Origin of the sequence: Undibacterium sp. 5I2 (assembly GCF_035019605.1) — a bacterium.
GTDB lineage: Bacteria > Pseudomonadota > Gammaproteobacteria > Burkholderiales > Burkholderiaceae_D > Undibacterium.
In genome coordinates, this window is sequence record NZ_JASJVS010000030.1 from 15501 (window position 1) to 29163 (window position 13663).

Sequence of the window (13663 nt, forward strand, 5' to 3'; positions counted from 1 at the left end):
TCCTATGTGTGTGTGAAGAGACGAGAAATCGGTTTTGCAAGATTGTTGCCGTTCAGGCTAAGGTCTCCTTAGGCAGTATCCTCTAATTCCTCTCTGCCAACAAATACCTGTGCGTTTTTTTGACAAACGACTTAGTCGGCTTGACCTCAGCGCGCTTTCTGAGACTCGCCGCGGATGAACAAAACCCGCACTGCAGATGCTGCAGCGCGGGTTTTTGCCGAATGTCAGGCGCGGCTTATTTTAAAAGTCGTATTCGTAACTGGTCGATAAATACAAGCCATTACCACGCATGGAAGAGAGGCCAAGGAAGCTGAAATTGCCACTGGCATTCAGGTCCGTGACCGCGGGGAACGCTACCAAAGCCACATCGGGGAACACATTCAAACTCGCACTCACGCCTGGCAACAGCGGCTTGCTGCTGGCGCTGCCGCTGACGACCGCACCGGTTTTGCTGGTCAAAATCTGTATCGTTGCGCCGGTCACAGCGGGGACGCCGTCGCGCCCGGTCCAGCTGACCGGAAAACTGGCACCACCGGCAAAAGCACTGGCACTGCTCGGTTTGAGCATAGCTAATGTCGCGGCCGAAGCATCTTGCCAGCGATAGCTACGCAGGCTGGTCGGTGTCGCCGGTGCACTTTGGGTCAGCACTTCGTAGTTGTGGCTCGGTACCGTTTTTACGCCACCCTGATAGGTGCGGATATGGTAGACGCTGAACGGTTTGATGCTCGCAAGCTGTGCGTCAGTGAGCAGTGGAGTAAGCCAATTGACCCCGGTCGGCGCAATGAACTGGCTTTGTTTGGCAGGATCGATGGCCACCCCGGCGAAGCGGAATTTATTGGCACAATTGGCCCGTGCTTTGATACGAGTCGCCGCTACCGTGGCGTCATCGCCGCTGATATCGGTGGCCAGCAATTGCCCGCTCAAATTGAGGGTACTGCAGACACCGCTCGATGGTCGCAACAGCATGCCGGCGGCCGGCAAGCCGGGACCGGTGACGATCGCGAAGTCGACCGCCGTACCACTTTTATCGGCCACGCCTATATCGAGCTGCAATTCCGCCGTGTAAGCATCGGTACCGGTAGTCGCATTGGCCGGGTTGAGCCAAATCCGCCGCGTTGCATACTGGCGTACCCGACTGAGCAGGGTGCGCTGATTGCCGACCAAACGCCAGCCTGATTCGCTGGTGCTCGGGGCGGTCACGATTTGGGCGACGGTATCGAGGCTGCCGAACAAACCATCGGAACGCACCCAGGTGAAATTGAGCCAGACTTTGTTAACATTGCCTTGGCTATCGGTGCTGTTGACACGGATGATCTGCGGCAGACTGAATACGGCATTATCCATCCCTGCATCGTTGATCAAGCTGCTGAACTGTGCGCTGCCGCTGCTGCCGCCGGCTAAATACGCCGACGGTACGCCGGCCAGTAAGGGGGCAGTCACATCGTCAACCAGTAAGCCGCCGCAATTGGCACTTTTACTGTTGCGCACCGCCACCATACTGCTGAAGCAATTTTTCAATGCAAGTTGCAAATTCGCGAGGCTTGCGGCGCTGAATGATTTTTTGGTCAAATCGACCGACACGCCACCTACCGTGGCCGTAACCGGCAATTGGGTTTTATCGCCGGTCGCGACTTGAGCCGGCGTTTGATTGACAAAGATCTGTAATTGCTTGGGCGTGTCATCGGCAGAACCGGCCATGGTCGAAATCGTGATACTGCCGCCACTGACGTCGAGATGGATGGCATCGAGCAGGGTATCTTGGGCACTGTTTCCTGCCACCAGTTTGCCCGATACCAGATCGGCACCTTGGTTGCCAGTTGCCGTCATCAAATCGCCGAGTAGCGTTTGATAGGCTTTTTTGGCATCATCGAAAGCGCTGGGATTGCTTTTTAAAATGGCTTGGAAATTGGCGAAATCGAGTCCGGCCGGATCGGCATTGGCGGTCGTGGCGACGATGGCATTCGTAATCGGTGTGATGTTGGTGGTGCCGGCAGTGCTGGTCGAGGCACTGCTCAATTGTACCGTGGTGCCATTCGAGACGCCGCTGACAGTGAGTAAAAATGGGGCGACGAGGCCGGTGGTATCACAGACAAAGGCGGCGCTGCTGGCGTCGGTGATGCTGCAGGCTTTGCTGCCGGCGGCGCTGGTCAGGGTGACGCTGGCATTGAGTATCGCCGCGCCGGTGGCCGCTACGCCGCTGATGCTGGTCGAAACGGGTGGTATCACCACGGGCGGTACCACGGCGACCCCCGAAGTACTGGTGGTCGAGCTACTGCCACCACCGCAAGCCGATAACAGTGCAGCGAGCACAACAGGAACAAGGATTGTTTGGTTTTTCATCAGACACTTTCACAGTATGAACTGGCGACAAGTAGAAAAAGCGATGGGTCGCGAATCAAATCGACGCGGCCCAAGCTTCTCATTTTAGTAAACAAGTTCACTGGAAAGAAATGCCATAAAAACAATACTCGTGTATTTAATACATTTTGGTGCTTTTATGCAACATTCATTCTCATTTATCATGCAAGGAACACGCTTGTACAGTTGCTCCAAAAAAATTCTTTTGCAGTTGAAAGGCTTGCAAAATTCTTTGTCGCCCAGCTTCGTCGTCCGGTAAGGCAAACACGACTTTCAAAAATTTTACCGCCGGCGCGGCGCGACTGCTGCCGATATCGTGCGCCAGCAAATCCTGTTCGAGTAAGCTCATGACCGTCGGGCCTGGGGGGCTCTCGCTGCTGCGCATCTGCGCCAACACGTCGGCTTCGCTGATAAACACCGCTTCATGCAAGCCCTGAAATTTTTTAACCCCGCCGATATTGACGGCAATGCCGCCGGTAATTTCAAATTCAGTCGCCGAGACTCGTTCGTAGTGGAAGGCTTCCCAGCCAGGCACGCCGCGTTTGCGTTGTGCTACTTCGGCCATGGCAGCAGCAGCGGTACCGCCACCGTTAATCATACCGACCGGCAACATTTCAGCCAGACTGTCGGGGATGGGGGGATGCTCGCTCATAGCTGCAGCTTTCAGTAGGGAATGATAGCTGCTATTGTAGCCCCTACGCGCTGTAACGGCAGTGCTGACTGAGGGCGAAGCGACTGCAACACCGCGCAAGCGCGGGCCGCAGGAACTTTCCAGCAAGTTTCAGGTCTGAATCAAACGAAAAAAATGCCTACATTTCTCGTAACGGCAATCAAATTGACTGACTGCTAGCAAGAATGCCCTGATCAAAGGTAGAATTCAGCGTCATTTAATTTGTAAACCTGCCCGCAAACAGTAAGCCGCGGGCGCAATGATAACTGTCCGCTCTACAGCGTTTCAACTTTAAGGAAAATTTCATGTCGATCAAATCCCGCGTGGTATTGGGTAGTGCCGTGGCCTTGTTCGTGCTCAGCGCTTGCAATGATAAAGATAAAGCAGCCTCAGCACCGGCAGCGGCAAGCACCGCAGCTGCCACGGCGACTGAGACAAAAGAAGTGGCAGCTGCCACCGTCAATGGCACCGCCATCAGCAAAAAGCAGCTGGACCAAATCATGCAGCAACAAGCTGCCCAAGGTATGCCGGATAATCCGGAAACCCGCAAAATGGTGATCGATAATCTGGCGATGCAAATTTTAGTCGCGCAAGAAGCGGCCACCAAGGGTCTCGATAAGGCACCGGAAGTCAAAGAGCAACTGGAAATGGCGCGTTTGTCGATTCTGGCGAATTCCTTCGTTAAAGACTACATGAAAACGGCCGTTGTCAGCGACGAAGCACTCAAGGCTGAATACGAAAAATTCAAAGCGGCTCAAAGCGGCAATGAGTACAAAGCACGTCACATCTTGGTCGCCACCGAAGAAGAAGCCAAAGCGATTATCGCTAAGCTGAAAAAAGATCCGAAGGCATTCGAGGCTTTGGCTAAATCGAAATCCAAAGATCCTGGTTCGAAAGACAAAGGCGGCGACCTCGGCTGGTTCAATGCTAAAAATATGGTGCCGGAATTCGGTAATGCCGTGGCCAAATTGAGCAAAGGTCAAATGACTGAAGAACCGGTGAAATCGCAATTCGGTTTCCACGTCATCACCCTTGATGATACTCGTCCATTGGCGGTACCGCCGCTGGAAGAAGTCAAAGCCGGCATGTCTCAGCAGTTGCAACAGCAAAACCTGAAGAAAATGCTCGATGATTTGAAAGCCAAAGCGAAGATAGAAATTACCGCGCCACCAGCTGCAGTTGTAGCACCGGCCGCCGCTTCTGCGGCTGCTGCGCCTGCGGCATCAGCAGCACCTGCGGCCGCTTCGGCAGCGCAGAAATAAGCAGTCCCCCGACCGGGCCCGCGTGCGGGCCCGGTTATCTGTACCCCGACTCCGCCTCGGACTGGGTCCTCCTCCGCAGGCATGCGTCATCGATGTGTCGCCATTTCCTACGGAACTCCATGCCCTCTCCCACCAAACCATGCTTTCCCGCCTTCGATGCGCGCGCCGACCGGCTCGATTTGCGCGATCGTCAGTATGCCCCCGGCTTGCGTGCCCTGCCCGGCGCTTTTCCCGATGCACTATGGATGAGTCAGAACATGCCGGCGTATTTAGCCGCCGGCCTGGTGCTCAATCAGGGTGCGGATGGTGCTTGCACCGGCTTCGGTTTGGCCGCGGTAATCAATTTATTATATTGGCGTCTCAATCCAGCGCAACCGCCCTGCAGCCCGCGCATGCTCTACCATTTGGCCAAGTTTTATGATGAGTGGCCGGGCGAAGACTATTCCGGTTCCAGCTGTCGTGGTGCCCTCAAGGGCTGGCATAAACATGGCGTCTGTCAAAGCCAGTTATGGCCCTACACGATCGCGCGCAACGGCAGCGCACCGAACTGGGAAAGTGCACGCCCCGGCTGGGAAGCCGATGCCGAGAGCCGTCCGCTGGGCAGCTATTACCGTATCGACAAAAACAGCATCAGCGATATACAGGCGGCGATCGTCGAGGCCGGTGCCGTGTATGTGTCAGGCAATGCCCACAGCGGCTGGGGTCTGCACCAATTCAAAGCCGATACCAGTGCGCCGCTACTCAGTCTCGAGCAATTACCGCTTATCCGCATCGAAGAGAAATCGATAGGCGGACATGCCTTTGCTTTCATCGGTTACACGGCCGACGGTTTCGTACTGCAAAATTCTTGGGGCCGTGACTGGGCGTATCAAGGCCTGGCGATACTCAGTTATGCCGACTGGCTGGCTTCGGCCACCGATGCCTGGGCGGTCGGACTCGGTGTGCCGGAGCGACATCTCGACAGCGCCAACGAAGACGCTGGCCCGAATGATGGCGTGCCGGCTTTGCGCCGACAAAGCTTACAAGCCTATGCACGTGCGCGCAGCAAGCGACGCGGGGCGCTCAACACCGATCAGGCATATGCGCAGACCGTGGTGATCGATAATAATGGCGCGGCCGTTCAAAGGCTACTGGCATTTGCCGATGCTGCCGCCGCCACCCGCCATATCGCTCACACTGCGCCCTTGGCCTGGTACCGACAACAAGCGCAAGCGACACCGCTGCGGCTGGTGCTGTATGCACTCGGCGGCTTGGGCGATGAAGCAAGTTCGCTCGACGATGTCGCGCGTTTGGCACCGTATTTTCTGGCCAACGGCATGTATCCGCTGTTCCTGTGTCCGCTCAATGGTTTGAGCGATGCGATTGTGTCGCTGTTGCGCGCCGAATTCGGCAGCGACACGCCGCCGCACTCAGTGGCGGAACGTCAAGCGCAAGACAGCAGTATCGAGGCCTATGCCGAAAGCAGCGGCGGCAAAGCCCTGTGGATACAAGTCAAACAAGCGGCACAACAAGCTGCGCTCAACGATACGCCGCCGCGCGCCTTGTATGCGCTGGCCAAAGCATTGCAGCAGTTGCAAAAAGATTGTGCCGGTAGTTTGGAAATCCATTTGATCGCGCATTCTGCCGGTGCCCATTTGTGCGGCTGGCTGCTCGACTTGCTCAAATTTTCAGCACCGAAAACCTGTACCCTGTATGCCCCGGCCTGCAGCATAGCCTTCGCCAATCAACACTTTTTACCAGCGCTGATCAGCGGCACACTGGCGCGTGAAAATTTCCATCTGCATGTGCTCGCCGATACGCTGGAGCAGCACGATGAAGTCGCTGGGCTCTACCATCAATCATGGTTGTATCTGATCGCACGCAGCTTGGAAAACCGCCACAAAACCCCCTTGCTAGGCATGGCTTGCAGTGTCGATGCCGATTTTCTGAGCGCGCTCGGCGGCCACCCGGCACAATGGAATCACAGCGAATTGGCGGCACTGCGCAAGTGGCAGCACCATTACTGGGATGGTAAAACCGTACGCGGCTTTGCGACTGGGAGTAAGCCGCTCAGTCGTGCCCACAGCAGTACCCTGCATGTGCAGCAACAAGCCATTGTCAACAGCGGCCACCATACGCTGCGCGCCAGCCATACCAGCTTCGATCGCGATATCCTCACCGTCACGGCGACGCTGCGCCGTATCGCCGGACTCAAAGCCAGCCAGCCACTACCCTGCCCGGTCGACGATTTGTCGTGACGAAAAAAAACCGCCGGCGTACTGCCGGCGGTTTTTTTTCAGCGAGCGACTTGTTAGCTCACTTATTTGCTCACTTATTTGCTCGGTTTGCGACGGGTAGTGCCACTGTCTTTATCAAACTTCGATGGACGGCCGTTGGAGAATTTACCGGCCGGTTTGCCGCCGGCTTTTTCCATCACACGACGGTCGCCGCCGGTTTGCTTGGCACCGGAAGGAAAGCCTTGCGCCACACCGCCACTCGACGGTTCGCCGGTGGCAGTGATTTTGATCTGCTTACCAGCGACCCACACGCCTTTGAGTTGCGTGAGCAATTCATCCGGCATACCAACCGGCAAGTCGAGCGTGCTGTAGGTATCAAAGATATCGATGCGGCCGATGTACTTGGCTTCCATACCGGCTTCGTTGGCGATCGCACCGACGATATTGGCTGGGGTCACCGTGTCGGCTTTACCGACTTCGATACGATAGGTTTGCATAGGCACGCTGACTTTCGGCTTGCCCTTGTCTTTTTTCGGCTTGGCCGACAATTCTTCCTGCTCTTCGCTGTCGGGCGTGCGCACGGCACGGTCGACCACTTGGTTCAGACGGCTGCTTGGCGCGGCATCGCTGCGGCTTGGACGCGGTGCCTCGCTGCGTGCTGGGCGTGCAGCGGCCGGAGCGGCGGCACCGGCGCGTTCGGCACTGATGCGCAGCGACTGACCGGCTACGCGTACTGATTTCAAATGGTCAAGCATGTCGGACGGTAAATTGTCCGGCAAATCGAGGATAGTGTAATCATCGTAAATATCGATGCGACCGATGAATTTGGATTCGATATTGGCTTCATTGGCAATCGCACCGACAATATTGCCCGGTTTGACACCATGCTCATGACCGACGGCGATGCGGTAAGTTTGCATGCCTGGTTCGGCCGAGCGCGGGCTGTGCTCACGGCGTACGCCACGTTCTTCCCGTTCAAAACTGCGTTGTGGACGGTCACCACGATCGCCACGATCGCCACGATCACTGCGTTCGACACGGGCCGGACGCTCATCGCGCCAGCTGTCGTCACCGCGGGTATCACGACGGTTTTTGTCGAGCAGCAGCGGTTCATCGCCGCGTGCCATTTTTGCCAATGCAGCGGCAATTTCAACCGCTGGAACATTTTGTTCGCGTTCGAAATCTTCGATCAAGGAAGTGAATTCTTCCAAGCCACCCTGTGCCAGCGTGGCCGTGATCTGATCCTTGAAACGGGCGATACGAACATCGTTAACCGTTTGGATAGTCGGCAATTCCAGCGGTGACACCGGTTGACGGGTAGCCCGTTCGATCGCCTTCAAGAGATTTTTTTCACGCGGCGTGATGAACAATATCGCCTCACCACTGCGACCGGCGCGGCCGGTACGACCGATACGGTGGGTATAGCTTTCCGGGTCCGATGGCACGTCATAGTTGATGACGTGGCTGATGCGCTCAACGTCGAGACCGCGCGCGGCGACGTCGGTGGCGACCAGAATATCGATCTTGCCGTCTTTGAGTTGTTGAATCGTGCGTTCGCGCTGCTGTTGGTTCAAATCGCCATTGATGGCGGCGACCGAGAAGCCACGGGCATTGAGTTTCGAAGCCAATTCTTCCGTACCGAGCTTGGTGCGCGAAAAAATAATCATGCCGTCGAAAGTTTCGGCTTCCAAAATGCGCGTCAAGGCGTCGAGCTTGTGCATGCCGCTGACGAGCCAATAACGCTGACGAATATTGTCGGCGGTACCGGTTTTGGCAGCGATCGTGACTTCGGCCGGCTGGTTCAAATAAGTCTGGGCGATGCGCTTGATGGCCGACGGCATGGTGGCCGAGAACAAGGCGGTTTGACGGCCTTCCGGTGTTTCTTGCAAAATGCGTTCGACATCGTCGATGAAACCCATGCGCAGCATTTCATCGGCTTCGTCGAGCACCAAGGTTTTGATTTTTGACAGATCGAGCGAACCTTTGTCAAGATGGTCAATCACCCGACCCGGAGTACCGACGACGACGTGTACACCACGGCGCAGCGCCGATAATTGTGGACCATAGCTTTGACCACCGTAAATAGGCAAAACGTGAAAGCCGGGGATGTGACGCGCATAGGTTTGAAACGCCTCAGCCACTTGGATAGCCAATTCACGCGTCGGTGCCAACACCAGCGCTTGTGGCGTGGTTTGGTTGATATCGATACGCGACAAAACCGGCAAGGCAAACGCCGCGGTCTTGCCGGTGCCGGTTTGCGCTTGGCCGAGAACGTCACGGTTAGCCAACAAAAGTGGGATGGTTTCGGCCTGGATAGGCGATGGGGTTTCATAACCGACGTCTTGCAAGGCGCGCAATAATGGCGCACTCAATTGCAAATCGGAAAAGGAAATCGGGGAAGTAGATTCAGACATGGCGATGCTCGCTCGTTCGCTCGAATCGCAGGATGCGACAAGATTTGGGGTGTAGTTTACTCTGTTGTCATGCGCAACGGGAGAAAGTCGGGCCCGGAGTGCGCAAAAATTAAGCAAAACGATTAATAGCGGTGGCAAATCATGTCGGAATACTACCTTCGCTGGCTATTTTTCCTTGTGATGAGCGTTTTTTTCCATTCGCGATCGCCGCATTTCATGCAAAGCCGCGCAAACCTTGCAAGCCGCCGGTATGGATCGCCAGCAGCCGCGTGCCGCGACGGAAATAGCCGGCGTGGCACAGCACATGCAGGGCATACAGCATTTTTCCGGTGTAGACCGGTTCGATCAGGATGCCGGTTTCGGCTTCGAAGCGCTGACAAAATGCCAGCAGCGCGGCGCTGGTTTTGGCGTAGCCGCCGTGGTGAAAAGTAGTTAGCAAGCGGTAGTTCGGATAGGCCGGATAGCCGGCTTCAAGTAGCAAGCGCGCCATTTCAGCATGCAAGTAATGGGCATTTTTTAATACCGCCACAGCGAGCACCGCACTGTGCCCCTGCAAACCGGCCAGCACGCCGGCCGTGGTCGCGCCGCTGCCGCAAGCCAGCGCCACCACCTCGGGCAAAAAACCGAGCTGGGCCTGGGTTTCTGCTACCAATTCGGCCACTCCATGCAGGGCCGCGGCACTGCTGCCGCCTTCCGGCAGCCAGTGGTAAGCACTGGCATCGGCCGGCACATGCCGACGCCAAGCCTCGGCCTCGGAGCGCAAAGCGCGGTAGCCGAGGCGATCGACGAAATGAATTTGCATGCCGAGGGCGCGACAATCATCGAGCATGGCGCTGTGCATGCCAGCTTGGCCGCGGATGAGTGCGCTCGACGCTAAGCCGGCCGCCGCCGCCGCATGGGCGAGCGCGTGGATGTGATTGGACCACAAGCCGCCCATGCTGACTAAATGAGCCGGCTGCCCGGCCAAGGCCTGCAGTGGAAACTTCAGCTTGCGGAACTTATTGCCCGACACCTGAGGATGTAATAAATCGTCGCGCTTGATCCACAATTGCAGTTGCGGGAACAGGCTACTGACGATGCGCTGGCAAGGTGAGGCAGCGGGAGCGGAGAAGAGCATGCGTTGACGGCTGACAAATGGTAAAGTCATATTGTACGCGCCGCATCGGCGTGGCAAATGGTTTATCCTGTAACCACGAATGGAGAGGACATGCCGGCAGATTCAGAGCAAGATCAGCCCTTGGTCAACGCCAGACAGCAGTTGTCGCTGTTAATCAAGCAAATCAAGGAAACCGGCCGGCAAGATAACTTGCTGCCGACGCTGGAAACCGTGCTCACGCAACTCGAGGGGCTGGCGCAGCACGATCATCTGACCGGGGCACTCAATCGGCGCACCCTGCTCAATATGCTCGATGGTGAACTGGCGCGCTCTTACCGCACCGGCCACACATTTTCCTTTGCCGTCATCAGTGTCGATGGTCTCGAACTGATTTTGGAACAACATGGTCAGGCCGTGGCGCGCACGGTACTGCAATTGCTGGGCAAAGAAGCCTTGACCATGCTGCGCACACTCGATTCTTTCGGCCGCGTGGCGGCCAATGAATTCGCGATTGTCATGCCGACCACTTGGCTCGAACAGAGCATGAAGGCGATCGCGCGCTTGAAACAACGCGTCGCCGCGCTCGATTGGGATAGCGTGGCAGCGGGACTGGTAATCACGTTTTCCACCGGGCTGACCACGAATGTCATCAAAGACACGCCGGAAACCATGCTACAACGAGCCAATACCGCGCTGGCTCAAGCCAAGTCCGGCGGGCCCGACCGTATCGTCGAAGCCGAAGCGCCGATGCCGCATTACGACCCGAACGCAGCCGACAACTGAGTTCAAGTGCCGCGCTCTGGCGTAGCCGGAGCAAACACCACCAACCAGGTTGCCAGCACCACCGCTGCGCAGCCGAACAAGGTGCTCGGCGCGATCGTTTCACCGAGAAACAGCGCGCTCCACAATAAGGCAAACAAGGGAATCAGAAAGGTGACCGTCAGTGCCTTGCTCGGGCCAAGATCGCGCAACAAGCGGAAATACAAGGGATACGCGGCGGCGCTGCACAATAAAGCCAAGGCCACCGCCGCCAGCAAGACCAGCGAGCTGACCGTGCCTGTGACGCTGGCGAGCGGGAAGAATGGCAGCAGAACGATGGCCGCCCCGAGCTGTGAACCACTGGCCATTTGCATGGCACTGATACTGCCCGAGATTTTTTTCGAATAAATACCGGCCAAGGCATAGCAAATCGTCGCACCGACACAGGCAAAGACGGCCAACAACAATTCTCGGCTCATGGCGACCGGCCCGAGCCTGACTAATAAGGCGACGCCAGCGACACCGACCGCCATGCCGAGCAATTTCCGCCCGCTCAGACGCTCGCCGAGCCAGAGCGCACCGCACACAGCACCCCACAGCGGACTGGTGGCGTTGACAATGGCCGAATACCCGGCCGGCATATGCATGGCCGCATACGCATACAGCGCCACCGGCAGCGCCGAGTTGACCGTACCCAGCAGCAGCAAAGATTGCCAATGCACGCGCCAACCGGTGGCGCGCTGGCTGAACCACATCAGCAACAGCAAGGCCAGACCAGCCAGCCCGACCCGGATTTCCGAGGTCCAAAAGACCCCCAACACCGGCGCGGCGACGCGCATGAATAAAAATGAGGCACCCCAAATGGCGGCCAAACTCAGAAGACGGATTACATCACTGCTGCGCATGCATTGCTTTCAAAAGTAACAGAAGCAGAGCATAACAAATTGGCCAACAGCGCGCTGGCCGATTCCGGCCAGCCAATTGCAATTACTGCACCGCCCCGGCATTGTCGGGCGCATCAGCGGCGAGCGGCGCGACCATGGCGGCACGCTGCTGCTTGGCGATACGCACGATGGTATTGCGGATCGCTGTCAATACCGCGACGGAATTGAAAGGTTTGACGATGAAGCCGTGTACGCCGCGTTCTTGCGCCGCCTGCAAAATGCTGGCATCAATTTTGGATGACACCATGAACAACAGCGCTTTCGGCAATTCGCCGCGCAGCTGGTCGATCACCGCCATGCCATCGGCCGCAACTTCACCGACATCGATGCAAATGATTTGCGGCTTGAGTTTGATGATGCGCGCCAAACTGGCCGGTGCCAGATTGGCGTCGCCGACCACTTCGTGGCCACCGTTATTGAGAACGGAGGTGAGTAAGTTGCGGGCAACCGCATTGGCATCCAAGATAACTGCTCTGAGCATAGGTAACCTGTTAAGTGGTGTCCCTTGCATCATAATGCAATTTATTGCGCAGAGGGAAAAAAGCAGGCGGCGTCGCAACGCCGCCCACTCACACCAGGTATCTCAGCTACAGCGTGCGCTGCGCGCGCGCCGGCCGTATGGTCCAGGCCAACAGTAAGCCAGCCAACAGATACAGGGTGATCACCAGATACAAAGCCGGTGCCACGCTGCCGCTGCGCGCGGTGATCATGCCGGTTGCCACCGGGCTAGCGGCCGCGCCCAGCATGCCCAAGCTGGTGATGAGACCGATGCCGACGGCACTGGAATTTTTCGACAGGTATTCAGTGACGATGGTGATGAACAATGGCGTCGTCGCGGCCACACCAACGCTGGCGATCGACATGCCAAGCAAGGACATCGTCAAGTTGCCGATCGACCAAATCGTGATCAACAAGCCGATCGCGGCAATGCCGATGCTGCCGACAAAATGCCAGCGCCGTTCGCGTTGGCGGTCGGAATGGCGGCAAATCAGCACCATGCCGAACATACCACACAGATTAGGAATCGCCGCGTACCAGCCGATCAGCACCATATCGTGTACGCCCCAACTTTTGATCAGCGAGGGCAGCCAAAATACCATGGCATAGGTGGCACCGATCTTGAGAAAATTCACCAGCGCGAGCAAATACACTTTCGGGTCGCGCATCAGGTCGCGGTTACCACTGTGGCGGCCGCTGGCAATCGCGCTCTGGTCGCGCGCTACTTGCTCGCCCAACCAATGTTTTTCTGCCGCAGTCAACCAACTGGCCTGGCTTGGTTTGTCATCGAGATAGTAGTAGGCGATCACCCCGAGAAACACCGCTGGTAAGCCTTGTAAAACGAACAGCCACTGCCAGCCGGCGTAGCCATAGGTGCCGTTGAAGTATTTTAAAATACTGCCGCACAAGGGGCCGGCCAACACGGTTGACGCCACCGCGGCGGCACCGAAGATCGCCATCGCCTTACCGCGCTGAGACGAAGGGTACCAGTAAGTAAAATACAGCACCACGCCGGGGAAAAACCCGGCTTCAAACACCCCAAGCAAAAAGCGCATGACGTAAAATTCGGTCGGGGTAGAGACGAACATCATGCCGGCAGCGACCAAGCCCCAGCAAGTCATGATGCGCAACAGCGTTTTGCGCAAGCCGATTTTTTCCAACAAGAGATTACTCGGCACTTCGCACAAAAAATAACCGATGAAGAAAATCCCGGCACCGAGACCATACACGGCGTCGCCGAACGGTAGGGTGGCTTTCATTTGTAGCTGTGCATAGCCGATGTTGATGCGGTCCAGGCAGGCGACGAGATAGCAAATCATCAGCAACGGCAGCAAGCGCCAGTGAATGCGCCGATATAAGTCGGCGCTGGCCTGAGACGAGAGCGGCGGCGCGCTGTGCGTTAAGGAGGTGGTCATGGTAGTGTTTTCTTAAAAGCGGAATCAAAAA

At 56.8% G+C, this 13663-nt stretch carries 10 protein-coding genes; 3 read left to right on the forward strand and 7 right to left on the reverse strand.

Annotation, left to right across the window (positions count from 1 at the left end):
- Window positions 1-240: 240 nt before the first annotated feature.
- Together QN359_RS11870 and QN359_RS11875 are read right to left on the reverse strand one after the other, a co-directional pair.
- Window positions 241-2340, reverse strand: coding sequence for a hypothetical protein (locus QN359_RS11870; protein WP_322250195.1), 2100 nt, complete (start codon window positions 2338-2340; stop codon window positions 241-243).
- 172 nt (window positions 2341-2512) lie between these two features.
- On the reverse strand, window positions 2513-3010 hold the full coding sequence (locus tag QN359_RS11875) for a hypothetical protein (RefSeq protein WP_322250196.1): 498 nt from the start codon (window positions 3008-3010) through the stop codon (window positions 2513-2515).
- Between the two features lie 323 nt (window positions 3011-3333).
- Here QN359_RS11875 and QN359_RS11880 point away from each other — a divergent pair, with 323 nt between their 5' ends.
- Window positions 3334-4290: a peptidylprolyl isomerase gene (locus tag QN359_RS11880; protein ID WP_322250197.1), complete on the forward strand. Its 957-nt coding sequence runs from the start codon at window positions 3334-3336 to the stop codon at window positions 4288-4290.
- A 119-nt stretch (window positions 4291-4409) separates the two neighbouring features.
- Window positions 4410-6527: a C1 family peptidase gene (locus tag QN359_RS11885; RefSeq protein ID WP_322250198.1), complete on the forward strand. Its 2118-nt coding sequence runs from the start codon at window positions 4410-4412 to the stop codon at window positions 6525-6527.
- Between the two features lie 74 nt (window positions 6528-6601).
- Here the strand turns inward: QN359_RS11885 and QN359_RS11890 are convergent, their stop codons facing one another.
- On the reverse strand, window positions 6602-8920 hold the full coding sequence (locus tag QN359_RS11890) for a DEAD/DEAH box helicase (RefSeq protein WP_322250199.1): 2319 nt from the start codon (window positions 8918-8920) through the stop codon (window positions 6602-6604).
- 214 nt (window positions 8921-9134) lie between these two features.
- On the reverse strand, window positions 9135-10067 hold the full coding sequence (locus QN359_RS11895) for a 1-aminocyclopropane-1-carboxylate deaminase/D-cysteine desulfhydrase (RefSeq protein WP_322250200.1): 933 nt from the start codon (window positions 10065-10067) through the stop codon (window positions 9135-9137).
- A gap of 60 nt (window positions 10068-10127) precedes the next feature.
- Between QN359_RS11895 and QN359_RS11900 the strand changes: the two genes are divergently transcribed.
- Complete coding sequence (locus QN359_RS11900; protein WP_322250201.1) at window positions 10128-10799, forward strand: GGDEF domain-containing protein; 672 nt, start codon at window positions 10128-10130, stop codon at window positions 10797-10799.
- 2 nt (window positions 10800-10801) lie between these two features.
- Here the strand turns inward: QN359_RS11900 and QN359_RS11905 are convergent, their stop codons facing one another.
- The 3 genes from QN359_RS11905 to QN359_RS11915 form a co-directional block, all read right to left on the reverse strand.
- The gene (locus QN359_RS11905) at window positions 10802-11680 is read right to left on the reverse strand and encodes a DMT family transporter (RefSeq protein WP_322250202.1); all 879 of its coding nucleotides are present in this window, start codon (window positions 11678-11680) and stop codon (window positions 10802-10804) included.
- A gap of 82 nt (window positions 11681-11762) precedes the next feature.
- Entirely contained in the window at window positions 11763-12200 is a 438-nt protein-coding gene (locus QN359_RS11910; protein ID WP_322250203.1) for an ANTAR domain-containing response regulator, read from the reverse strand.
- 106 nt (window positions 12201-12306) lie between these two features.
- Window positions 12307-13632, reverse strand: coding sequence for an MFS transporter (locus tag QN359_RS11915; RefSeq protein ID WP_322250204.1), 1326 nt, complete (start codon window positions 13630-13632; stop codon window positions 12307-12309).
- Between the last annotated feature and the right edge of the window lie 31 nt (window positions 13633-13663).